The organism is Streptomyces sp. NPDC048192 (assembly GCF_043202415.1).
GTDB lineage: Bacteria > Actinomycetota > Actinomycetes > Streptomycetales > Streptomycetaceae > Streptomyces.
This window is the reverse complement of sequence record NZ_JBIDAL010000008.1, coordinates 143,557-165,850: the sequence shown is the minus strand read 5'-3', so window position 1 is coordinate 165,850 and position 22,294 is coordinate 143,557. Positions and strand designations below refer to the sequence as shown.

Sequence of the window (22,294 nt, the reverse complement as noted above, 5' to 3'; positions counted from 1 at the left end):
AACGATGAGCATTTCGACCGAGGGTCTCGCCGCGGAAGCCTACGACGTGCTGGTCGTCGGCGCTGGTCCGGTCGGGCTGGCCACGGCCATCCAGCTGGCCATCCGAGACCGCCGGGTCGGCATCGTCGAACGCTGGCCGCAGCCCTACCCGCTGCCACGCGCGGTCGTCTTCGACCACGAGGCCGGCCGCATCCTGGCGTCGCTGGGGTTGGACATGGCCGCTGTCAGCGAACCCGCTGTGGACTACGAGTGGCGCAACGGAGAGGGTCAGCTACTCCTCCGTTTCGACTTCGCGGACGACAGCTACTCCGGCTGGCCCAACATGAGCGCGTTCAACCAGCCCACCGTGGAAGCGGCCCTGAACGAGCGCGTCCAGTCGCTGCCGGGGATCGACATCCTGCGCGGCTGGGAAGCCGTGGCCGTCCAGGCTGGCCCCACGGCGGTGGAAGTCACCGTGGCGGAGAGCGCGGGAGACGAGCCCCTGCTCCGTGACGGGTTGCGCGCGCAGCGTACCCTCCGGGCCGCGTACGTCGTCGGCTGCGACGGCGCCAACAGCTTCATCCGCTCGTGCATGCGCACCTCGGTCACCGACCTCGGCTTCAAGTACGACTGGCTGGTCCTCGACGTCATACCCCATGACCGGGACCGCGCATGGACGCCAATGAACCTCCAGCTCTGCGATCCGGCCCGGCCGACCACAGCAGTGGTCGGCGGTCCCGGCCGCCGTCGGTGGGAATTCATGCGCCTGCCCGGCGAGTCCATCGCCGAGCTCCAGCAGGCCGAGACCGCCTGGAAGCTGCTCGAGCCGTGGGACCTGCACCCGGACAACGCCACCCTGGAGCGGCAAACCGTCTACACCTTCCGGGCACGCTGGGCGGACTCCTGGCGCGACGGCCGGCTGCTGCTCGCCGGGGACGCGGCCCACCAGATGCCGCCGTTCTCCGGGCAGGGCCTGTGCTCGGGCCTCCGTGACGCCATCAACCTGAGCTGGAAGCTCGACCTGGTGCTGTCCGGGAAAGCCGACGACAGCCTGCTGGACACCTACACCACCGAGCGATGCCAGCATCTGCAGAATGCGATCGAGAAGTCCGTGATGCTGGGGAGGGTTGTCTGCGAGCCGGACCCGGCCGCGGCCGCCGAGCGCGACGCCCGCATGATCGCCGACCAGCAGGCAGGCCGCGTACCACAAGGAGACCAGTTCCTGGGGACCTTCACCGGCGGACTGCTGGACCGCGACTGCACCGGCGCCACCGCGGAGCCGACCGGGCACCTCTGCCGGCAGGGACGGGTGCGGTTCAGGGGCCGCACCGGCATGTTCGACGAAACCGTCGGCATCGGGCTCACCCTGCTCACCACCGGTGATCCGCGTGACGGGCTCGACGAGGACACCCTGGCCTGGTGTGAGCAGGTCGGGCTCCGCCTGCTGAGGATCACCGACGACCCGGCGGCGAACGGCCCCGACGACGTCGTCGATCTCGACCGCACCTACCTGTCCGACCTGGCCCGCACGGGCATCGAGGCCATGCTGGTGCGCCCCGACTTCTACGTCTTCGGCGGCACCAAGAGTACGGCCGACCTCCCGCGTCTGGTCACTGCGCTGCGCGACGGGCTCACGGCGGCCCCCGCCCCGGAGGTCACCGCTTGAGCCACCGGCGCCACAGCCGGTGCCCATGGCAGGCCGCGCCGAGCACAGCGACGCGCGGCACGGGGCCGCGCTTTACGCACCGCGCCGCGCCAGCGCGCGGGGTGAGCAACCCCTGCCGATGAACGGTGCGACCGTGCAGGCCAGCTGCAGGACGCATCCTGCAGCTGGCCTGCACGGCGGCGCTCGTCGTCCTCAGCGGCGGGGGCCGCGGCTGCTCGACTCAGCAGGGAAGCTATGGGTCCCTGACCTAGGTCGCAGCTCCGAGCGGCCCGCTCGCCCACCTTCCCCGCGACGGAGGGACGAGAAGCGTGAGGGGACAGTGGCTCCAGTGGTTGCGGCCGGACCCCGGCCGCCTGACCGAGCCCGTCCTGTCACCGGCGGAACTGGCCGCGGCACGCACGGAGCTCGGCGCGGGGCCGGTCGAGTGGGCGCTCCAGAACGCCGACGCCATCGCGGAGGAGGTCCTCAGGAAGGTGCCCGAGCACGGCGGCGGTCCCGCTGCCGCGACCACCCTGCGGCGTGTGACCCAGTCTGCGGTGCTGACGGGCCTGCACCTGATCGCGTCCGACATCGGCCGGCCCCTCCCCACCCTCACCGAGGAGGCGCTGGAAGGATGCCGGGAGTTCGCGCGCCGCGGCATCCCGCTGGAGCTCGTCCTGCGGGGGGTGCGGCTCGGGGACGCGCAGCTGGCGCGCGGCCTGGCAGCAGCAGTCGAGGAGAGCAGCCGGGACGATTACCTCGCCTCCAAGGCTCCCGTTGTCCATGTCGGCCCCGGCGTTCCCGAATGGGTGCGGATGCTTGTGGGGGAAGGTCGTTGATCAGGCGCCGAGTTGGTAGTCCCGCTGTTCGGGGTAGGTGCGCTGGTGCTCGCGGTGTGGTGGTAGGTGAGGTAGTCGCCGTTGGCGTGGACGGCGCGGAGTTTGAGTACGGCTTCGGCGCTGTCGAGGCCCCAGCGGGCGCCGGTGATATCGAGGCGGTCGCCCACGAGGTGGCGGCAGGCTCCCTCGACGGAGCCGGTCGCGATCGGCCACCGTTCTTCAGTGCGATGTCGTAGCGGAGCCGGGCGAGGTGCCCGGTCACGTAGCGCACACAGGTGTCGACGGCCTCGCGCTTGGAGCCGGTGAGCTGTTCTTTCCCCGCTTGCGTGGTCATCTCGCGGGTGATGCGGTCGGCGTGTCCGCCGACGGCCGGGCCACTTCGAGGGCCACTCCCTCGGCCGCGAGTTCCTCCAGCGTCTCCCGCGTCACCGTCAGCCGATCCAGTCGGCCCCGCTCGGCCTCCAGCCGAACGGTTAGCACGGGGCCCACCCGACTTGGCCGGCGGCGGCGCGCCGATCCGGACCCTCAGACGAGATCGGGCAGCGGGCGACGGGTGACCTCGTGCGCGTCCCCCGGCGGGAGCCCGAGCATGCGCAGGACCATCTCGGCCAGGTCGGAGGCGGCCTCGTCGCCGTCGAGGTCCGGGCGGTCCAGCCGCAGAGCCACCAGGGACAGCAGGGTGCCGCCCAGGGCGGACAGAGCGGTGGCCGCGTTGCCGCAGGTGAAGCGGCCTGAGGCGATGCCGATCTCCAGGTCGCGCAGGGCGCGTGGGGCGAGGCCGCGGTCGGAGTGGATGTGGGACAGGCCGCGGTCGCGCAGGATTCGCATGAGTTCCGGGTGGGAGTCGGCCATCCGGGCGGTGAGCCGGAAGCCGGCCGCGACCAGCTCGGCCGGGTCGTCGATGCCTTCCACGCGCGCGTCGATGACCTGCCCGAACTCCTCCAGGGCGTCCGTCACCGCCACGTCGAACAGCTCCGTCTTCGACTCGAAGTGGTTGTAGAAGGACCCGAAGCCGACATCGGCGCGCTCGGCGATGGCCTGGATGCTCGCGCTCGTGTCCCCGGTTTCCGCGAGGATCTGCCGGGCCGCGCGGACGAGCGCCTGGCGGGTCTCGGCACGGCGTCGCTCGAAGCGGTTCTTGGGCGGGGCTGACGTCGGCATGCGGCCCAGTGTAACCGCCGCAACGACGACACTGCCATTACTGATGAGATCCTCAATTATTTGGGCTGCGCCTATTGACGGAGAGAAACGGCAGAGTTGATGATTTCCTCATTACGGCAGTGTTGCTTGGAGGACACGATGTCCCACATCCCCGTTAACAAGGGCGGTCCTCTGACGCCCCACCAAGAGCTCCACAGTGAGCAGGGCGCCCTGCGCGGTGAACACCCCGGACGAGCCCGGAACCCCGTGATCAAAGTGGCGGACCTGGCCTGGCTGGAGTTCGAGAAGCCGGACCTGGACCGGGCCGAGGTCTTCGCCCGCGACTTCGGGTTCGCGATCGTCGCACGCACCGAGGAGGCACTCTGGCTGCGCGGCACCTTCGCGGGCCCACCCTGCATGGTCATCCGGCGTGGGCATGCGTCCCGCTTCGTCGGGCCGGCGTTCCGCGCGGCCGAGCGCACCGACCTCGACCGGCTGGCCACAGCCACCGGCAATACCGTCCGGGACATCAACGTGCCCGGCGGAGGGAAGTCGGTCTCGCTGCTCGACCCCTCCGGCCTCCCGGTCCGCGTCGTGTACTGCGGCGAGCAGCTGCCGGCGCTGCCCGAGCAGCCCCCGCTGCTCCTCAACACCGGCGTCGAAGGCCGTCGTACGAACGCCACCCAGCGGCCCCCGCGCGAGCCGTCGCGCATTCAGCGCCTCGGTCATGTGGTGCTGGAGACAAGGTCGTTCATTCGCACCCTGGACTGGTACCTGGACGTCCTCGGCATGATCGTGTCCGACTTCCTGTTTCTCGACGGGCAGCGTCAGCGCGGGCCAACCATGGCGTTCATCCGCTGTGACCAGGGCAGCCTGCCCGTGGACCACCACACCCTCGCCCTGCACCTGGGGCCCGGCACCGGCTACGTCCACTCCGCCTACCAGGTCACCGACCTCGACGCGATCGCCGCCGGCGGCGAGTACCTGGCCGAGCGCGGCTACCGGCGCAGCTGGGGCATCGGCCGGCACATCCAGGGCAGCCAGCTCTTCGACTACTGGCGCGACCCCGACCACTTCATGCTGGAGCACTTCGCCGACGGCGACCTGTTCTCCTGCGACCTCGAACCCGGATGGGCGCCGATGTCCGCGAGCGGCCTGGCCCAGTGGGGCCCGCCCGTCACTCGCGACTTCCTCGGCGCCAGCCCGTCCCCCGCCAAGCTGCGCGAAGTCATGCATGCCCTGCGCGGCGACAACGAACTCGACCCCGCTCGCCTGCTGGGCCTGATGAAAGCGATGAGCTCATGAGCACCAACGTCCTGCGCACTCCCGACGGCTGGTGGGCCGTCCGGGACGAGCGCGCCGTCCGCATCGAGACCAAGGCCGTCACCACCGCCGAGCTGCTCGCCGACCGGGACGCCGTCCGTGAGGCCGCCGCCTCCGGCGAAAACGGCACGCCGGTCGCCGACCTGGTGGCGCTGCCCCCGGTCACCACCCCTTGCCGGGTGGTCGCCCAGATGGTCAACTACCGCAGTCACGCCAAGGACTCCGGCTTCACCGGCGACATACCGCCCACCTTCTTCCGCAAGGCGTCCGGCTCGGTCAGCGGCCCGCACGACACGATCGTCCGCCCGGCACACGTCAACTTCCTCGACTACGAGGTGGAACTCGGCCTCGTCATGGGCGCGACCCTGCCCGTAGGCACCGTCGTGGAGGAGCAGGACCTGCCGCGCTACGTCGCCGGGCTGGTCCTCACCAACGACGTCAGCGCACGCGACGTGCAACTGACCAAGACCCAGTTCTACGAGAGCAAGTCGTACCCGACCTTCACCCCGACCGGACCGTACCTGGCACTGCTGGAGCCCGACGACTTCGCCCACCTGCTGAACCTGCGGCTGCGGCTGAACGTCAACGGCGTACCGCGCCAGGACCGCACGCTGGCCGACATGATCGTACGGCCCGCCCAGGCCCTCACCCTGCTCGCCCGCTTCCAGACCCTCGACCCGGGCGACCTGCTGCTGACCGGAACGCCCGGCGGCACCGCCCTGAAGGCCCCGCCCAAGCCGGTCGAGAAGATCGCCGCGCTGCTGCCGCCCGCGCTGAAGTGGAAGGCGTTCTTCAAGGGGCAGGCCAAGAACCCCCTGTACCTGCGCAACGGTGACCTCGTCACCGCCTCGATCGCCACCCCGGACGGGCGAATCGACCTCGGCGAGCAGCGGACCCCCGTGGCGGACGCAAGGTGAGCGCCGCAGCCGCCCGCAGACCGGTAGTGATCATCGGCGCGGGGCCCGTGGGGGTCACCGCCGCGCTCCTGCTCGCCCAGCACGGAGTGCCCAGCCTGCTCCTCGAACGCCACCGGGACATCTACCCCCTGCCGCGCGCCGTCGTCGTGGACGACGAGGTTCGCCGGATCCTGCAGAGCGTCGGCGTCCACGAGGAGTTCGCCACTCTCGCCAGGCCGGCGCCCGGGTTGCGGCTGCTGGACGCCCGGCGCCGCGTGATCGCCGAGTTCCCACGGTCTCTGAACGGCCACCACGGCTTCCCGCAGACCAGCATGTTCGACCAGCCAGAGCTGGAACGGCTGCTGCGCGACGCTCTGGCCCGCCGCCCCGAGTGCGAGCTGTGGGGCGGGGTGGAGGTCGTGTCCGTCAGCCAGGACACCGACGGATCGGCTCCGGTCCGGGTCACCTTCCGCCGCGACGGCAGCGATGAGGACGAGCACGTGTGGGCCGACGCCGTCCTCGGCTGCGACGGCGCGGGCAGCATCACCCGCGACGCCATCGGCGCCGTGTGGGAGGACCTGCATTTCGAGGAGAGCTGGCGGGTCATCGACGTGCGCACCAGCCTCCCGGTGCGCACCTGGGAAGGCGCCGAGCAGATCTGCTGCCCCACCCGCCCGGCCACCTTCATGCGAGTCGGCGAAAACCGCTACCGCTGGGAGTTCCGGCTGGCCGAGGGTGAGCCGTTGGACGGCCCGGAAGGGCTGGAACAGCTGCACGAGCTGGTGGCCCCCTGGGTCGACCTGCCGTCCGCTGCCCACGGGGGCAGGGCCGACGACTTCGAGGTGATCCGGCAGGCGCAGTACACCTTCCGGGCCCGCCTCGCCGACCGGTGGCGCCGTGGAGGCGTCTTCCTGCTGGGCGACGCGGCCCACCTCACCCCGCCCTTCATCGGGCAGGGCCTGTGCGCGGGCCTGCGCGACGCCCGCAACCTCACCTGGAAACTCGCCCGCGTCCTTCAGCAGGGCGCGGACGATCGGCTGCTGGACACCTACCAGCAGGAGCGCAAGCCGCACGCCCGCCACGTGATCAGTGTCGCGGTCGCCGTCGGCTGGGCCATGACCGGCGGACAGGACCGCGGTGCGGCCATCCGCCGGGCCGTGGTGGGCGCGGCCTGCCGCATCCCCGGTGTGACCGCGGCGGTGAGCCGCGACCTCAGTCCCGCACTGACCGCCAATCCGCTGGTACGACGCCGCCCCCGGCTGAGCGGCCGCTCACTGGCCGGCACCTTCTGCCCGCAGCCATGGGTGGTCGTCGACGGCAGGCGAGAGCGCCTGGACGACATCCTCGGGGACTCCTTCGCCGTGCTGACCGCCGTGCCGCCCACGGCACGGATGACGGGCGTGGCCACGGCCCTGGGCGCATCCGTGATCCATGTCGGCGACCTGGACGACGACGGCACGCTGGCCGCCTGGCTGTCACGCGGCCGGGCGGACGCCGTCCTCCTGCGCCCCGACCGCGTCGTGATGGACACCGTCCCCACCGGCACCGGCGACTTCACCGACGCCGCCGCCTGGGCTCCCCTGCTGCACACGGCCCGCCGCCCGGCCGAAGCCCGGCCCGCACCCTGACGAGGAACACCACGCCATGACCACCCCGCACTCCACGCCCTGTCCGGAGCCCTTCCTGCCGCCCGACCCCCAAGCGGCCGCCGGCAGTCGCATCGCGGACTTCGCCCGCTGGGCCGCCCGACACAGGAGCGCCGAAGGGATACCGGACCCGACCGACTACCAGGCCCTGCACCAGTGGTCCGTCACGGACCTGGAAGGGTTCTGGGCCGCGGTGTGGGAGTACTTCGACATCGACGCCACCACCCCGTACGAGCGGGTGCTGGCCGAGGAAGCCATGCCCGGCGCCCGCTGGTTCCCCGGCGCCACCCTCAACTACGCCCACCACGCACTGCGCAACCTGCACCCGGACGCACCCGCGATCACCGCACTGGACGAGACCGGAGCCGCCTACGAGATCACGGGCCGGCAGCTCCGCGCCCGCGTCGCCTCCGTCGCGGCCACCCTGCGCGACCTCGGCGTCGGACCGGGCGACCGGGTGGTCGGCTACCTGCCCAACACCCCCCACGCCGTCATCGCCTTCCTCGCCACCGCCAGCCTGGGCGCCGTGTGGTCCGTGTGCGGCCAGGACTACGCACCCAAGGCCGCCGCCGACCGCTTCGCCCAGCTCGAACCCACGGTGCTCATCACCGCGGACGGCTACCTCTTCAACGGCACCGCGCACGACCGCCGCGCAGCCTCCCTCGACCTGGCCGCCGCCCTGCCCACGCTCAAGGCCACGGTCCTCGTGGATCACCTGGGCCTTGCGTGGCCCGCGCCCCGGGTCGCGAGGCTGACGGTTCCCTGGGAGGACGCGGCCGGTCGCACCGAGTACCTCGCCATCACCCCGGTGCCGTTCGACCACCCGCTGTGGATCGTCTTCTCCTCCGGCACCACGGGCCTGCCCAAAGGCATCGTCCACGGTCACGGAGGCGTCCTACTCGAACACCTCAAGATCCTCGGCCTGCACTGCGACCTGGGCGTCGGTGACCGCCTGCTGTGGTACACCACCACCCACTGGATGATGTGGAACCTGGTCGTCTCCACCCTGCTGACCGGTGCCACCACCTGCACCTACGACGGCAGCCCCGCGCCGATGGCACGCCCGGACGTCCTGTGGGAGCTGGCGGGCCGCCACAAGGTCACCGTCTTCGGCACCAGCCCCCAGTACCTGCTGGCCATGGCCAAACTGGGCATCGAACCCTCCGTGCACGACCTGTCGGCAATCCGCGTCATCGGCTGCACCGGCTCCGCCCTGCCCGCCTCCGCCTACCCCTGGGTCCGCGACCACGTCGGCGCAGGCGTCCAACTCGCCTCCACCAGCGGCGGCACGGACGTCGTCTCCGGCTTCGCCGGCAGCGCACCCACCACCCCGGTGTGGGCGGGAGAGCTGTCCGCCCCCAACCTGGGGGTGGCACTGGCCGCATACGACGAGGAAGGCTCTCCTGTAACCGACCGGGTGGGTGAACTCGTCGTCACCCGGCCCATGCCGTCCATGCCGCTGAACTTCTGGAACGACCCCGACGGTAGCCGCTACCGCGACGCCTACTTCAGCGCCTATCCGGGCGTGTGGCGGCACGGCGACTGGATCACTCTCACCTCCCACGGCTCGGTGATCGTGCACGGCCGCTCCGACGCCACGCTCAACCGCAACGGCGTACGTCTGGGCAGCGCCGACATCCACGACATCGTCGAACGCCTCCCCGAGATCACCGAAGCCCTCGTCATCGGTGCGGAGGAACCCGACGGCGGCTACTGGATGCCGCTCTTCGTGGTGCTTGCCGACGGGGTCGGTCTGGACGAGTCCCTGTGCGAGAAGATCCGCGACGCGATCCGCACCGGCGCCTCACCCCGCCATGTCCCCGACGAGATCCTCGCCGTGCCGGCCATCCCGCACACGAAGACCGGCAAGAAGCTCGAGGTCCCGGTCAAGCGCCTCCTCCAAGGCGCACCCGCCGAGCAGGTCCTCAACCCCTCCGCGGTCGACAACCCCGACCTGATCGCCTACTTCGCCGGCCTGGGAGCCGAACGCCGCCAGGCCCCTCGTCCGCACACCCCCGAGGACGTCTCGTGATCCTCTCCGCCTCGCTGACCTGTCTCATCGCGTTGATCTTCGCCCTGCTGGGCGCGGCCAAGATTCTGGCCCTGGGTCCGATGCCCCAGCTGGCCGCCCACGCCGGCTTCACCACCGCGGCCTACCGGGTCATCGGCGGGCTGGAGCTGGCGGGCGCCATCGGCGTGGCCTTCGGCCCGGTCGTACCGCTGTGCGGCGGCCTGACCGGTATCGGGCTGCTGATGCTGCTCGCCGGTGCCGTGACCACGCACGTACGCAAGGGCGACGGGCTGACGAAACTCCTCCCCGCGGTGACATGCGCTGCTTTGGTCGCCTGGTATCTCGTACTCCTCCCCGGCCTCTGACCCGTTCCGGGGGACTGCGGGCGGCCACTCGTCCTGTTAGCGAGCCCACGGCGGGGCTGGCAGACTGAATCTGTGGTTCCGCTGATGGCCGCGGCGGATCAGATCGCGTCCTCATCGCTTACCGGCGCCAGTGTGGTGTCAGCCTGCGCACTGCTCTTCACCGTCGCGTCGTTCTGGTGGCTCAACGCCCGACAGGGACGCCTGCAGGCATGGGAGCCTCATTCCTTCGCGGCGATCGTCCACGGTTCCACGGCACGCCTACGACTGCCTGTCGTCCTGCACAACACCGGTCCCAAACCGATCGTCGTGCAGGACCTCATCCTGACCTTCCCTGATGAGCCCGCCTCTCATCTGCCCCTCCTGTGGGTGTCCTCCCCGTCCCGGCTCCAACCGGGGCCGGACGAGGAGGCGAAGCTGCCGGCGGGGTTCGTCGTGCCCGGCAGAGAAGCGCAGCAGCTCTTCCTCGAGTTCGAGGCACCGTTCTCCGGCTTCCTCCCGGAGGCCCGTGACTACAAGGCCCAAATACAGGTGCGGGTCGGCCACCGCAAGGGGTGGCGACCCCTGCTGACGTTCCGTTTGAGGGCCGCCAACATCATCGATCCAGATCGCTACACCGTTTACAACAACGCACCGCTCGAGCTGACGAAGGAAGATCAGAGGAGAGCGGATGCCGCGCTCCTCGAGCTGCTGGAAGAGCACGGGGACGGCTCCCCTCCGGGCGGCAGGAGACGGGAGGAACCCCCTGATGACGGCGACGCCGACACGAGCGGCTGACGCGGAGTCCCCCATCGGCACGGCGGGCATCCTCTCCGTGGTCGTGGTCCACCGCCGAGAACGTTCCCGAAGCTGGGCGTAGCGTGAAGTAACGGATGCGTGTCCGGACGCGTGCAGCAGCGAGCGGGTCCGGGACACGAGGCTCGGCAGATCTGTGAGCCCAGAGCACTTTCATCATCACCTCGGCTGAGCCGCTAAGGATCTGGAGGGGTCCGGTGCCGACCCCGGCATGTGCCCGGACCGTCAGCCGGGTTCCTCGCGGACCGAGAGACGAAAGGCCACTCATGCCTCGATCCATGCGCGCGCTCGTAGCCGTAGCGGCCGGCGAGCCCGCCGATGTCCTGCGGCTGGAATCCCGGCCTGTTCCCACGCCGGACGCCGGTCAGGCGTTGATCCGTGTGAAGGCGACCCCGGTCCACGCGAGTGATCTGCACGTGCTGCGCGGCCGGTACGGCTTCTCGCCGGAGTTTCCCGCTGTCGGGGGCTACATGGAGTGCGTGGGTCGTATCGCGGACCTGGGCCCGCAAACCGAAGGGCTGAAGGTGGGTGAGCGCGTGGTGGCCGCCGCGATCCCGGCTGTACCCGGGCCAGCTGTGACAGGCACCTGGCAGGAATACCTCGTCGCCGACACACACAGGCTGCTGCCGGTCCCCGACCATCTGAGTGATTCCAGGGCCTGCCAACTCGCCGTCAATCCATTGACCGCGCTGCTCCTCGTCACGCGCGAACTCGACGTACAGCCGGGCGAATGGCTGTTGCAGACCGCGGCGGGCTCCACCGTCGGCCGGCTCGTGATCCAGCTGTCCCGGCATCTGGGGATTCGTACGATCAATGTCGTGCGCCGACGGGCTGCTGTCGAGGAGATCACAGCGCTCGGTGGAGACGAGGTCATCTGCACAGAGGACGAGGACCTGGTGCAACGCGTCGCTGAGATCGCGGGACCGACCGGCGTGCGGAAGGCCATCGACTGTGTCGCGGGCCCCGTCGGCGCCCAAGTGTCCCAGGCACTGGCTCCGCGTGGAGAGCTGGTGGTGTACGGCGCGCTCTCTACCCACCGGCAGACCGACCCGGCGGCGCTGACGATCCCGCTCCAGGCCCGTTCGGTCATCTACGAGACCAAAACAGTCCGTGGGTTCTGGCTGAATCGCTGGTTCGGCAGCGCCACGCCGGAGGAAACGCTGCACGCGCTGGCCCAGGTGCGCGGTCTCGTCGCCGATGGCGTGCTGAGCATCCCCGAGGGCCGGCCGTTCCCGCTCGAAGCCTTCGCAGAAGCCCTCGCGCTCGCCGAAGCACCCGCACACGGCACCAAGCCACTGTTCGTCTTCGACGAGGGGCGGGACGAACGTGACAGCTACGAAGCGCCCTGATGGTGCAATGGCGGTTCGGCCACACTCACAGGTGCGACCTGGGATCGGGCACGATGACCGCTTCAGAGCGCCCGGCCCCGCCCGGTCGAGGGCGGCATGGCCGTCCTGAAGGGGCCGAGGCCGAGCAGCGCCAGGCGCTGGCGGACCAAGGCGGCAGAAGATCACTCAATGCGCCCGGCCGCAAAGTGACAGGCCATCAGAAAGAGCGTCATCTCAGCGTCGAGACGACCTGCCGCCGTCCGCGCCGATACGGCTGACGTTCACACATCGTCCCAGCGCGAAGTCATGAAACGCCAGGTCAGCGTCGTGCGTGAGGCATACGACGCGCTTCACGTCATGCACTTCGGGAAACAGGTCGAGCACCGCCGACCACACCTGGAAAACACAAGAAAGCCGCAGGTCAGAGGCCCTTTTGGGCAGGCTCGAGAATCGCCACGCACTCCACGTGCGACGTCATCGGGAACAGGTCGAACGCCCGCAGCGTCCGCACCCGGTACCCGCCCTCGCGGAAGTACGCCAGGTCGCGGGCGAGGGCGGCGGGGTCGCAGGCCACGTAGGCGATGCGGCGGGCGCCCAGGGAGGCGAGGTGGGCGACCGTGGTGCGGCCGGCGCCGGCGCGGGGCGGGTCGAGGACGATCAGGTCGACCTCGGTGATGCCGGTGCGCGGGAGGACCGACTCGACCTTGCCCTGCTCGATGCGGACCCGCGGGAAGTCGGCGAGGTTGTGCCGCGCGTCCTCCACCGCCCGCTTGCCGGACTCGATGCCGAGGACCGCGCCCTTCTCGCCCAGCCGGTCGGCCAGCGCGCCCGCGAACAGGCCCACTCCGCAGTACAGGTCGAGGGCGGTCTCGCCCTTGCGCGGCAGCAGGCCCTGCATGACCGCCGTCACCAGGGTGTCCGCGGCCTTCGGGTGGACCTGCCAGAAGCCGCCGCCCCCGACCCGGTGGGTACGGCCGTCGGCGCGTTCGCGGACGAAGGGGCGGCCGTGGACGCGGTGCACCCCGCCGGTCTTCTCGTCGACGCGGAGCACCGAGACCGGCTTGTCCAGTTCCACCAGCGGCAGGCGGGCGCCGGGACGCGGGGTCAGGACCACCTGGCGGTCCTGGGAGCCGGTGGCCGCGATGGCCTCGACCGACTCCATGCCGGTCCAGTCCCGCCGCTCGATGCCCAGCTCGCTGACGCCCTGCGCCGCGATCATGCAGTGGTCGATGCGCTCGATCTCGTGCGAGCGGTGGCGGCGCAGGCCCGCGTGGCCCTCGGCGTCGACGGCGTACTGCACGCGGGTGCGCCACTGCGGCACCTGCCCGGCGGGCAGCTTGTCGCCCTCGGCCGGGACCACCGTGCCGTCCCAGCCCGCGTCTTCAGGGGTGAGGCCGGCCAGCCGCTGGAGCTGTTCGGCGATCACGTCGGCCTTCAGGCGGCGCTGGGCGCCGGGCTTGGCGTGCTGCCAGTCGCAGCCGCCGCAGCGGCCCGGCCCGGCGAAGGGGCAGGGGGCCTCGACGCGGTCCTTGGAGGCCTCAAGGATCCGTACGGCGTCCGCGCGCAGGAAGCGGGCGCCCTCCTCGCCCTCGGTCACCCGGGCCACGACGCGCTCGCCGGGCAGGGCGTGCCGGACGAAGAGCACCTGGCCCTCGGCGGTGCGCGCGATGCAGTGGCCGCCGTGGGCGACCGGGCCGATCTCGACCTCGTACTCCGCCCCGACCAGCGACTTCTTCTCTTCTGCCTGCATGGCGGGGTGACTCCAGATCAAGGAACGGGGAACGGCCGGACAACAGCCCACCAGTCTACGTGGCTGCCGTCCGGCCGTTGACCGCAGGCCGGGCCCGGCGCCCCGGGCCCGGCGCCGGCTCACTCCTTCGCCGCCGACGTCTCCTTCGGCCGCTCGCCCGCCGGACCGCGTCGTACGGCGCCCGGTGCGCTCCACTCCTGCCGCCTGCGGGCCCGTACCTTGGCCGCCTCGGAGGACGCCAGCTGGTACGGCACGGAGGTGACCATCACGCCGGGCGTGAACAGCAGCCGGCCCTTCAGGCGCAGGGCGCTCTGGTTGTGCAGCAGGTGCTCGTACCAGTGGCCGACGACGTACTCGGGGATGATCACCGAGACCGCGTCGCGGGGGGACTCCTTGCGCAGGCTCTTGACGTACTCGATCACCGGGCGGGTGATCTCGCGGTACGGGGAGTCCAGGACCTTCAGCGGCACGTCGATGCCGCGCCGCTCCCACTCCTCGCGCAGCGCCTTGGTCTCGGCCGGGTCGACGTTGACCGTGAGCGCCTCCAGGCTGTCGGAGCGCATCAGCTTGGCGTAGGCCAGGGCGCGCAGGGTCGGGCGGTGGATCTTGGAGATCAGCACCACCGAGTGCACCCGCGAGGGGCGGACCATGTCGTCGGCCGGGTCGTCCGGAGCGGTGAGTTCCTCGGCGACCCGGTCGTAGTGCCTGCGGATCCCGGTCATCGTCGCGTAGAAGATGCACATGCCGAGGACGGCCACCCACGCGCCGTGGGTGAACTTGGTGACCAGCACGACCACCAGCACCAGGCCGGTCAGGCAGGCGCCGAACGCGTTGATCGCGCGGGAGCGCATCATGTGGCGGCGCTTGGACTGGTCCCGCTCGTCCGCGAGGTGGCGGTTCCAGTGCCGGACCATGCCGGTCTGGCTGAGCGTGAAGGACACGAACACGCCGACGATGTACAGCTGGATCAGCCGCGTGGAGTCGGCGCCGTACAGGACGGTCAGCAGGGCCGCGGCGCCGGCGAGCAGCACGATGCCGTTGGAGAAGGCGAGCCGGTCGCCGCGGGTGTGCAGCTGGCGTGGCAGGTAGCGGTCCTGGGCGAGGATCGAGCCGAGCAGCGGGAAGCCGTTGTACGCCGTGTTGGCCGCGAGGAACAGCACCAGCGCCGTCGCCGCCGCGAGGACGACGAACAGGAAGCTGCCCTTGCCGAAGACGGCCTCGGCGACCTGGGAGATCACCGGGTCCTGGACGTAGCCGGAGCCCAGCGGGTGGCCGTGGTTGATCAGGTCGGTGGCCGGGTTCTCGGCCATGCGGACCTTGGTCGACATCGCGAAGCCGATGATGCCGCAGAACATGGTGACGGCCAGCAGACCCATGAGGGCCAGCGTGGTCGCCGCGTTCTTCGACTTGGGCTTGCGGAAGGCCGGCACGCCGTTGGAGATCGCCTCGACGCCGGTGAGCGCGGCACAGCCGGAGGAGAAGGCCCGCAGCAGCAGGAAGACCAGCGCGAAGCCCGCGAGGCCCTGGTGCTCCGCCCTGATGTGGTAGTCGGCGCTCGGGGCCCGCATGGTGTCCCCGAGGAGCAGGCTGCGGACCAGGCCCCAGGCGATCATGACGAAGACGCCGCCGACGAACACGTACGTCGGGATCGCGAAGAGCTTGCCCGACTCCCTCACGCCGCGCAGGTTCATCAGCGTCAGCAGCACGATCACGGCGACCGCGCACAGCACCTTGTGCTGGACCACGAAGGGGACGGCCGAGCCGAGGTTCTCGATGCCGGAGGCGATGGAGACGGCCACCGTCATGACGTAGTCCACGAGCAGGGCGCTGGCGACCGTCAGACCCGCCTTGTCGCCGAGGTTGGTGGTGGCGACCTCGTAGTCGCCGCCGCCGCTCGGGTAGGCGTGGACGTTCTGCCGGTAGGAGGCGACCACGGTGAACATCAGGACCACGACCGCGACGGCGATCCACGGGCTGAAGTGGTACGCCGACACGCCCGCGATGGACAGGACCAGCAGGACCTCGCCCGGTGCGTAGGCGACGGAGGACAGCGGGTCGGAAGCGAAGACGGGGAGTGCGATGCGCTTCGGCAGGAGCGTTTCACCCAGCCGGTCACTGCGCAGTGCGCGCCCGATCAGAATCCGTTTGGGCACGTCGGTCAGTTTGGACACGAGAGAGGATCGTAGGCCTTCGAACGGGCACACGCCCACCCGGCACCGCGGATCTGCCTCACGAGTGAAATCGGAGGCGCGGTGAACTGCGGATTCCGTGGTCCGCGCACTCCCCGTGCCTAGATGGCAAACCCCGTACGTCGTCGCACCTCGGAGGACCCATGCCCGCCACCGCGGAGCTGATCGGGGCGACCCTCGCCCTCCTCGGCCTCGGAATCCTGACCCTGTGCAGCGTGCGCAGCATCACGCGCCGGAGCCCGTCCCCGATGATCCCCGAGCCGGTCGCCGACGCTGCTCACGCCCATGATCGCTGACGGTGATCACATCGGGGGCCCGCACGGGGGTGCCCACCGCCACGCGCCCTGTGTAGCTTTGGGCCTCGGTCTGAGACCCTGATGCTGAGCTGTAACTTTTGGACACCGGAAGGACGGTCGTGCACATCGTCATCATGGGCTGCGGAAGAGTGGGTTCCGCTCTTGCCCAGACCCTGGAGCAACAGGGCCACACGGTCGCCGTGATCGACCAGGACCCCACCGCCTTCCGCCGGCTCGGCCCGGGCTTCGGGGGCCGCCGGGTCACCGGGGTCGGCTTCGACCAGGACACGCTGCGCGAGGCGGGCATCGAGGAGGCCGGCGCCTTCGCCGCCGTCTCCAGCGGCGACAACTCCAACATCATCTCCGCGCGCGTGGCCCGCGAGATGTTCGGCGTGGAGAACGTGGCCGCCCGTATCTACGACCCGCGCCGCGCCGAGGTCTACCAGCGCCTGGGCATCCCCACGGTGGCCACGGTCCGCTGGACCGCCGACCAGATGCTGCGCCGGCTGCTGCCCTCCGGCGCCGAGCCGCTGTGGCGCGACCCCACCGGCGGGGTGCAGCTCGCCGAGGTGCACGCCTCCACGAAGTGGGTCGGGCACAAGATCAGCAAGCTGCAGGAGGAGACGGGCGTCCGCGTGGCGTTCCTGACCCGCCTCGGCGAGGCGATCCTGCCGACCTCGCAGACGGTGCTGCAGGAGGGCGACCTCGTGCATGTGATGATGCGGTCGGACGACGTGGACAAGGTCGAGGCGGCGTTCGCCCAGGGCCCGGAAGAGGAGAGCGGTCACTGATGAGGGTCGCCATTGCCGGAGCCGGCGCCGTCGGCCGCTCGATCGCGGCCGAGCTGCTGGAGAACGGGCACGAGGTCCTGCTCGTCGACAAGGCCCCGACCGCCATCTCGGTGGAGCGGGTGCCGCAGGCGGAGTGGCTGCTGGCCGACGCCTGTGAGATCACGTCCCTGGACGAGGCGGCGCTCCAGCGCTGCAACGTCGTCATCGCCGCGACCGGCGACGACAAGGTCAACCTGGTCGTCTCGCTGCTCGCCAAGACCGAGTACGGCGTCCCGCGCGTCGTCGCCCGCGTCAACAACCCGAAGAACGAGTGGCTGTTCAACGAGGCCTGGGGCGTGGACGTGGCCGTCTCCACCCCGCGTCTGATGTCGGCCCTGGTCGAGGAGGCGGTGAGCGTCGGCGACCTGGTGCGCCTGCTCCGCTTCAGCCACGGCGACGCCAACCTCGTCGAGCTGACCCTCCCCGAGGAGTCGGCGCTGGCCGGCACCCAGGTGGGGGACGTCCGCTGGCCCGAGGACACCTCCCTGGTCACCATCATCCGCGGCACCCGCGTGCTGACCCCGTCCAGGGAGGACTCCCTGGAGCCGGGCGACGAGCTGCTGTTCGTGGCCGCGCAGGCCCGTGAGGAGCAGCTGGAGGAGCTGCTGTCGGTGCGCCGCGACGACGAATCCTGACCGGCACCGGGAAACCGGCAAAAGGGCGCCCTTTCACACAAGGGCGCCCTTCGTCGTCGTACGGCTGCCGGCTAGGCCTCGCGGCGGTGCCTGCCGCCGGGCGTCTCCCCGCTGTCGGACAGCGCGGCCTTGCGCTCCTGCTCGGCCTTCTCCTCCGCCTCCATCTCGGCGAAGACGTCGATGGGGGCCGGCGCCTTCGCCAGGAAGACCCAGGTGAGCCAGACGGCCAGCAGGAACGGCGGGATCTTCAGGGCGACCAGGACCCAGCCGAGCCTGGTGGTGTCGGACCACCAGTAGAGCGGGAAGAGGACCGCGCACTTGGCGAGCAGGATCAGGCCCCAGGCCCAGCTGGCCTTGGCGTAGGCCTTCTTGCGGCCGGGGTTGCGGGTGCGCCAGGAGAGGTTCTCCTTGAAGACCGGGCCGAGGATCAGGCCGATCAGCGGGACCCCGGCGAGGGTGGTGACGATGTACGCCAGCGCCAGGCCCAGCGTGTAGAGCATGCCGGGGAGGTAGAAGTCCTTGGCGTTTCCGGTGAACATCGCGAACACCACGCCGAAGGCCACGCCGAACACTCCGCTGAAGGCGTGCTTGACGGTGTCCTTCATCGCGAGCCGGACCACGACCAGGACCAGGGAGACGGCCAGCGCGGCGAGCGCCGACACGTGCAGGTTCTTGTTCACCGTGAAGATCGCGACGAACAGCAGTCCCGGCAGGACGGTCTCCACCATGCCGCGGACACCGCCGAACGCCTCGAAAAGCGCTGCCTCGGTCACCGCGCGAGCGTCGTCCGACGTGGTCTGGTCGGTGCCTTCGGTCGGCTTGTCGAGGGACGTCACCGGCTACTCCCGTCCGAGGGGTCGCAGTTCGTATTTCGGGTTGAACAGCACCCGGCGGCCCCGGCTCATCGAGATCCGGCCCGATGCGATCAGCCTGCGTCCCGGCTCTATGCCCACGATGGAACGCCTGCCGAGCCACACCACGTCCAGCGCGGCTGAGCCGTCGAACAGCTCGGCCTCCAGCGCCGGGACCCCGGCCCGCGGACGCAGGGTGACCGTGCGCAAGGTACCAGTTACGGTGACGATCTGCCGGTCGTGGCAGTCGCCGATCTTCGTGCAGCCCGCGGTCTCGGCGTCCTCGCGCAGCTCCTCGGACTCCAGGTCCTCCTGCGACGAGGAGAGCCGGTCGAGCATGCGCCGGAACCGGCCTGCCGGCTTTTCTGATCGAGGAACAGCACTCATACATGAAGCGTACCGGGGCCCGCCGACAGCACCGTAGCCCAGCTCACTGCGCACCGGACCTCGCACCGACCTCACTTCTCGAACCGGTACCCCATCCCCGGCTCCGTGATGAAGTGCTTCGGGTGTGACGGGTCCGTCTCCAGCTTCCGGCGCAGCTGGGCCATGTACACGCGCAGGTAGTTGGTCTCGGTGCCGTACGAGGGGCCCCACACCTCCTGCAGCAGCTGCCGCTGGCTGACCAGGCGGCCGGTGTTGCGGACGAGGACCTCCAGCAGGTGCCACTCGGTCGGGGTGAGCCGGACGTCCTTGCCGTCCCGGTTGACCTTCTTCGCCGCCAGGTCGACGGTGAAGCCCTCGGTCTCGACGGACGTCAGGTCGTCCTCACCCGGCCCGGCCGGCTCCGCCCGCCGCACGGCGGCCCGCAGCCGGGCCAGCAGCTCGTCCATCCCGAACGGCTTGGTGACGTAGTCGTCCGCGCCCGCGTCCAGCGCCTCGACCTTCTCGTCCGAGGAGTGCCGGGCGGACAGCACGAGGATGGGCACCCGGGTCCAGCCGCGCAGGCCCCTGATCACCTCGACGCCGTCCATGTCGGGCAGCCCCAGGTCGAGCACGACCACGTCGGGGTGCCGGGAGGCGGCGAGTTCCAGGGCGGTACGGCCGTCGGGCGCCGCGTCGACCTCGTACTTGCGCGCCTTGAGGTTGATCACGAGGGCGCGCACGATCTGCGGCTCGTCGTCGACCACGAGCACCCGGGTCATGGAGTCGTCTGCCTTTCTCGTTCCGCGATGTCCCGGCCCCCGTCCAGGGGCCCGGAACCCGATCCTGCCGCCCGCAGGCTCAGGACCATGGTGAGTCCGCCGCCCGGCGTGTCCTCGGCGTGGAGGGTGCCGCCCATGGCCTCCGCGAAGCCCCGGGCGACCGCGAGCCCGAGCCCGACCCCGGCGCCGCGCGGGGCGTCGCCGTACCGCTGGAAGGGCTCGAATATCCGGTCCTTGGCCTCGTCCGGCACGCCCGGCCCGCGGTCCACCACCCGCACCTCGACCCGCTCGGCCATGGCGCTCGCGGAGACCAGCACGGTCCGGCCGCGCGGGCTGTACTTGACGGCGTTCTCCACCAGGTTGGCCACGGACCGCTCCAGCAGCCCGGGGTCGGCCTCGACCATCGGCAGGGTCTCGGGCACGTCCAGCTCGACGCTGTCCTCGGGCACGCCGCCGAGCGCCACCGGCACGACCTCGTCCACGTCGATCTCGCGGATCAGCGGGGTGACCGTGCCCGTCTGCAGCCGGGACATGTCGAGGAGGTTGCCGACGAGGTGGTCCAGCCGGTCGGCGCCCTCCTCGATGGCCTCCAGCAGCTCCGCCCGGTCCTGCTCGGACCACTCGACGTCGTCCGACCGGAGTGAGGTCACGGAGGCCTTGATGCCGGCCAGCGGGGTGCGCAGGTCGTGACTGACGGCGGCGAGCAGGGCGGTGCGGATGCGGTTGCCCTCGGCGAGCGTGCGCGCCCGGTCGGCCTCCTCCTGGAGGCGGCGGCGGTCCAGGGCGACGGCGGCCTGCGCGGCGAACGCGGCGAGCACCCGGCGGTCCTCGGCCGGCAGCACCCGGCCGGTGAGGGCGAGCGCCAGATGGTCGCCGACGGGCATGTCCACGTCGGCGTCCTCGGGCCGCTCCAGGGGCCGCCCGTAGCCGGCCCGCCCGGCGCAGGTCCACGGCTCGACGTCGCTCGCCCGCTCCAGCAGCGCGGCCGACTCCATGGCGAAGGTCTCCCGGACCCGCTCCAGCAGTTCCTCCAGGCTGGTCTCGCCGCGCAGCACGTTCCCGGCGAGGAAGGAGAGGATCTCCGACTCGGCGCGCAGCCGGGCGGCCTGGTGGGTGCGCCGGGCGGCGAGGTCCACCACCGAGGCGACCGACATGCCGACGCCGAAGAAGATCGCGATGGCGACCATGTTCTTGGGGTCGGCGATGGTCAGGCGGTGCAGCGGCGGCGTGTAGAAGTAGTTCAGCAGCAGCGAGCCGAAGGCCGCCGAGGCCAGCGCGGGCAGCAGGCCGCCGAGCAGCGCCGCGGCGACGGTGACGGCGAGGAACAGCAGCATGTCGTTGGCGAGGCCGAGACCGGCGGTGTTCAGCAGCACCGCGAGGACGGCGGGGCCCGCGAGGCCCACCGCCCAGCCCCAGATGATCCGGGCCCGCCCGAGCCGTCCGCCCCGGGCCACGGGCAGTCCGCGGCCCTTGGCGACCTCCTCGTGGGTGACGATGTGGACGTCGAGGTCGGGGCCGGACTCGCGGGCGACCGTGGCGCCGACGCCGGGCCCGAAGACGTACTGCCAGGCCTTGCGGCGCGAGGAGCCCAGCACGATCTGGGTGGCGTTGACGCCGCGCGCGAAGTCCAGCAGCGCGGCCGGTATGTCGTCGCCCACCACATGGTGGAACGTTCCGCCCAGGTCCTCCACCAGGGTGCGCTGGACGGCCAGTTCCTTCGGGGAGGCGGCGGTCAGGCCGTCGCTGCGGGCTATGTACACGGCGAGCACCTCGCCGCCCGCGCCCTTCTCGGCGAGCCGCGCGGCCCGGCGGATCAGGGTGCGCCCCTCGGGGCCGCCGGTCAGCCCGACGACGATGCGCTCCCGGGAGCCCCAGATCCTGGAGACCCGGTGCTCGCTGCGGTAGGCGGTCAGGTACTCGTCGACCCGGTCGGCCACCCACAGCAGGGCCAGCTCGCGCAGGGCGGTCAGGTTTCCGGGCCGGAAGTAGTTGGACAAGGCCGCGTCGACCTTGTCCGGCTGGTAGATGTTGCCGTGCGCCATGCGGCGGCGCAGGGCCTCGGGCGACATGTCGACCAGCTCGATCTGGTCGGCCCGCCGTACGACCTCGTCCGGCACGGTCTCGCGCTGCCGCACCCCCGTGATCGACTCGACCACGTCGCCGAGTGACTCCAGGTGCTGGATGTTGACGGTGGAGATCACGTCGATGCCGGCGGCGAGCAGGTCCTCGACGTCCTGCCAGCGCTTGGCGTTGCGGGAGCCGGGGACGTTCGTGTGGGCGAGTTCGTCCACCAGGGCGACGGCGGGCGCCCGGCGCAGCACGGCGTCGACGTCCATCTCGGGGAAGGCGCTCCCCCGGTACTCCAGCTGCCGGCGCGGCACCTGCTCCAGGCCGTGCAGCATCACCTCGGTGCGCGGCCTGCCGTAGTGCTCGACGACGCCCACGACGCAGTCGGTGCCCCGCTCCACACGGCGGTGCGCCTCGGAGAGCATGGCGTAGGTCTTGCCGACGCCCGGTGCCGCACCGAGGTAGATCCGCAGCTTGCCGCGTGCCATGGCTCCATTGTCTTCCCGTGACTCCTGCCTACGCAGCGTCGACCCTACGGCCCGCAATCGCGGCAAAAAGGACAGGGGG

19 protein-coding genes are annotated in these 22,294 nt (G+C 71.0%); 12 read left to right on the top strand and 7 right to left on the bottom strand.

The window, feature by feature from the left end:
• Positions 1–4: 4 nt before the first annotated feature.
• Positions 5–1,645 carry a bifunctional 3-(3-hydroxy-phenyl)propionate/3-hydroxycinnamic acid hydroxylase gene (locus ACGFZN_RS18740; RefSeq protein ID WP_393859568.1) on the top strand — a complete coding sequence of 547 codons (1,641 nt, stop codon included), beginning with the start codon at positions 5–7 and terminating at the stop codon, positions 1,643–1,645.
• A gap of 308 nt (positions 1,646–1,953) precedes the next feature.
• The gene (locus ACGFZN_RS18735) at positions 1,954–2,463 is read left to right on the top strand and encodes a hypothetical protein (RefSeq protein ID WP_393859567.1); all 510 of its coding nucleotides are present in this window, start codon (positions 1,954–1,956) and stop codon (positions 2,461–2,463) included.
• Positions 2,464–2,988: 525 nt separating this feature from the next.
• Here the strand turns inward: ACGFZN_RS18735 and ACGFZN_RS18730 are convergent.
• A complete protein-coding gene (locus ACGFZN_RS18730; RefSeq protein WP_393859566.1) occupies positions 2,989–3,624 on the bottom strand; it encodes a TetR/AcrR family transcriptional regulator in 636 nt (211 codons plus the stop codon).
• A gap of 138 nt (positions 3,625–3,762) precedes the next feature.
• On the opposite strand from ACGFZN_RS18730, the gene ACGFZN_RS18725 reads away from it, so the two are divergent.
• The 7 genes from ACGFZN_RS18725 to ACGFZN_RS18695 all read left to right on the top strand — a co-directional run bounded on the left by ACGFZN_RS18725 (position 3,763) and on the right by ACGFZN_RS18695 (position 11,985).
• On the top strand, positions 3,763–4,908 hold the full coding sequence (locus ACGFZN_RS18725) for a VOC family protein (protein ID WP_393859565.1): 1,146 nt from the start codon (positions 3,763–3,765) through the stop codon (positions 4,906–4,908).
• A complete protein-coding gene (locus tag ACGFZN_RS18720) occupies positions 4,905–5,843 on the top strand; it encodes a fumarylacetoacetate hydrolase family protein (RefSeq protein WP_393859564.1) in 939 nt (312 codons plus the stop codon). Before ACGFZN_RS18725 ends, ACGFZN_RS18720 begins: the two co-directional genes overlap by 4 nt.
• Positions 5,840–7,450: a bifunctional 3-(3-hydroxy-phenyl)propionate/3-hydroxycinnamic acid hydroxylase gene (locus ACGFZN_RS18715; RefSeq protein ID WP_393859563.1), complete on the top strand. Its 1,611-nt coding sequence runs from the start codon at positions 5,840–5,842 to the stop codon at positions 7,448–7,450. The genes ACGFZN_RS18720 and ACGFZN_RS18715 overlap by 4 nt, the downstream gene beginning before the upstream one ends.
• A 16-nt stretch (positions 7,451–7,466) precedes the next feature.
• A complete protein-coding gene (locus tag ACGFZN_RS18710; RefSeq protein ID WP_393859562.1) occupies positions 7,467–9,500 on the top strand; it encodes an acetoacetate--CoA ligase in 2,034 nt (677 codons plus the stop codon).
• Entirely contained in the window at positions 9,497–9,844 is a 348-nt protein-coding gene (locus ACGFZN_RS18705) for a DoxX family protein (protein ID WP_393859561.1), read from the top strand. The genes ACGFZN_RS18710 and ACGFZN_RS18705 overlap by 4 nt, the downstream gene beginning before the upstream one ends.
• 72 nt (positions 9,845–9,916) lie before the next feature.
• Positions 9,917–10,618, top strand: a complete 702-nt coding sequence (locus ACGFZN_RS18700) for a hypothetical protein (RefSeq protein ID WP_393859560.1) — start codon at positions 9,917–9,919, stop codon at positions 10,616–10,618.
• A 296-nt stretch (positions 10,619–10,914) separates the two neighbouring features.
• Positions 10,915–11,985 carry a zinc-dependent alcohol dehydrogenase family protein gene (locus ACGFZN_RS18695; RefSeq protein ID WP_393859559.1) on the top strand — a complete coding sequence of 357 codons (1,071 nt, stop codon included), beginning with the start codon at positions 10,915–10,917 and terminating at the stop codon, positions 11,983–11,985.
• A 400-nt stretch (positions 11,986–12,385) separates the two neighbouring features.
• On the opposite strand, the gene ACGFZN_RS18690 is transcribed toward ACGFZN_RS18695, so the two are convergent.
• Both ACGFZN_RS18690 and ACGFZN_RS18685 read right to left on the bottom strand, forming a co-directional pair.
• Positions 12,386–13,714 (bottom strand): class I SAM-dependent RNA methyltransferase, encoded by a 1,329-nt coding sequence (locus ACGFZN_RS18690; protein WP_393859558.1) that lies wholly within the window; start codon positions 13,712–13,714, stop codon positions 12,386–12,388.
• A 119-nt stretch (positions 13,715–13,833) separates the two neighbouring features.
• Entirely contained in the window at positions 13,834–15,885 is a 2,052-nt protein-coding gene (locus tag ACGFZN_RS18685) for an APC family permease (RefSeq protein WP_393859557.1), read from the bottom strand.
• A gap of 161 nt (positions 15,886–16,046) precedes the next feature.
• Between ACGFZN_RS18685 and ACGFZN_RS18680 the strand changes: the two genes are divergently transcribed.
• The 3 genes from ACGFZN_RS18680 to ACGFZN_RS18670 all read left to right on the top strand — a co-directional run bounded on the left by ACGFZN_RS18680 (position 16,047) and on the right by ACGFZN_RS18670 (position 17,664).
• A complete protein-coding gene (locus ACGFZN_RS18680; protein ID WP_393859556.1) occupies positions 16,047–16,199 on the top strand; it encodes a hypothetical protein in 153 nt (50 codons plus the stop codon).
• A 119-nt stretch (positions 16,200–16,318) separates the two neighbouring features.
• Positions 16,319–16,990 (top strand): TrkA family potassium uptake protein, encoded by a 672-nt coding sequence (locus ACGFZN_RS18675; RefSeq protein ID WP_330337343.1) that lies wholly within the window; start codon positions 16,319–16,321, stop codon positions 16,988–16,990.
• Positions 16,990–17,664 carry a potassium channel family protein gene (locus ACGFZN_RS18670; protein ID WP_393859555.1) on the top strand — a complete coding sequence of 225 codons (675 nt, stop codon included), beginning with the start codon at positions 16,990–16,992 and terminating at the stop codon, positions 17,662–17,664. Before ACGFZN_RS18675 ends, ACGFZN_RS18670 begins: the two co-directional genes overlap by 1 nt.
• Positions 17,665–17,735: 71 nt before the next feature.
• Here the strand turns inward: ACGFZN_RS18670 and ACGFZN_RS18665 are convergent, their stop codons facing one another.
• The 4 genes from ACGFZN_RS18665 to ACGFZN_RS18650 all read right to left on the bottom strand — a co-directional run bounded on the left by ACGFZN_RS18665 (position 17,736) and on the right by ACGFZN_RS18650 (position 22,215).
• The gene (locus ACGFZN_RS18665; protein WP_393859554.1) at positions 17,736–18,500 is read right to left on the bottom strand and encodes a DUF3159 domain-containing protein; all 765 of its coding nucleotides are present in this window, start codon (positions 18,498–18,500) and stop codon (positions 17,736–17,738) included.
• Positions 18,501–18,503: 3 nt separating this feature from the next.
• Positions 18,504–18,902: an OB-fold nucleic acid binding domain-containing protein gene (locus ACGFZN_RS18660; protein WP_360148167.1), complete on the bottom strand. Its 399-nt coding sequence runs from the start codon at positions 18,900–18,902 to the stop codon at positions 18,504–18,506.
• A gap of 71 nt (positions 18,903–18,973) precedes the next feature.
• Complete coding sequence (locus ACGFZN_RS18655; protein ID WP_393859553.1) at positions 18,974–19,660, bottom strand: response regulator; 687 nt, start codon at positions 19,658–19,660, stop codon at positions 18,974–18,976.
• Positions 19,657–22,215: an ATP-binding protein gene (locus ACGFZN_RS18650; protein ID WP_393859552.1), complete on the bottom strand. Its 2,559-nt coding sequence runs from the start codon at positions 22,213–22,215 to the stop codon at positions 19,657–19,659. The genes ACGFZN_RS18655 and ACGFZN_RS18650 overlap by 4 nt, the downstream gene beginning before the upstream one ends.
• Positions 22,216–22,294 lie beyond the last annotated feature (79 nt).

What these genes read in the sequence shown, in the direction of transcription:
- ACGFZN_RS18740 (WP_393859568.1), top strand. Translation starts at nt 5, where the DNA reads ATGAGCATTTCGACCGAGGGTCTCGCCGCGGAAGCCTACGACGTGCTG.
- ACGFZN_RS18730 (WP_393859566.1), bottom strand. Translation starts at nt 3,624, where the DNA reads ATGCCGACGTCAGCCCCGCCCAAGAACCGCTTCGAGCGACGCCGTGCC.
- ACGFZN_RS18725 (WP_393859565.1), top strand. Translation starts at nt 3,763, where the DNA reads ATGTCCCACATCCCCGTTAACAAGGGCGGTCCTCTGACGCCCCACCAA.
- ACGFZN_RS18720 (WP_393859564.1), top strand. Translation starts at nt 4,905, where the DNA reads ATGAGCACCAACGTCCTGCGCACTCCCGACGGCTGGTGGGCCGTCCGG.
- ACGFZN_RS18710 (WP_393859562.1), top strand. Translation starts at nt 7,467, where the DNA reads ATGACCACCCCGCACTCCACGCCCTGTCCGGAGCCCTTCCTGCCGCCC.
- ACGFZN_RS18695 (WP_393859559.1), top strand. Translation starts at nt 10,915, where the DNA reads ATGCGCGCGCTCGTAGCCGTAGCGGCCGGCGAGCCCGCCGATGTCCTG.
- ACGFZN_RS18690 (WP_393859558.1), bottom strand. Translation starts at nt 13,714, where the DNA reads ATGCAGGCAGAAGAGAAGAAGTCGCTGGTCGGGGCGGAGTACGAGGTC.
- ACGFZN_RS18680 (WP_393859556.1), top strand. Translation starts at nt 16,047, where the DNA reads ATGCCCGCCACCGCGGAGCTGATCGGGGCGACCCTCGCCCTCCTCGGC.
- ACGFZN_RS18670 (WP_393859555.1), top strand. Translation starts at nt 16,990, where the DNA reads ATGAGGGTCGCCATTGCCGGAGCCGGCGCCGTCGGCCGCTCGATCGCG.
- ACGFZN_RS18660 (WP_360148167.1), bottom strand. Translation starts at nt 18,902, where the DNA reads ATGAGTGCTGTTCCTCGATCAGAAAAGCCGGCAGGCCGGTTCCGGCGC.
- ACGFZN_RS18655 (WP_393859553.1), bottom strand. Translation starts at nt 19,660, where the DNA reads ATGACCCGGGTGCTCGTGGTCGACGACGAGCCGCAGATCGTGCGCGCC.
- ACGFZN_RS18650 (WP_393859552.1), bottom strand. Translation starts at nt 22,215, where the DNA reads ATGGCACGCGGCAAGCTGCGGATCTACCTCGGTGCGGCACCGGGCGTC.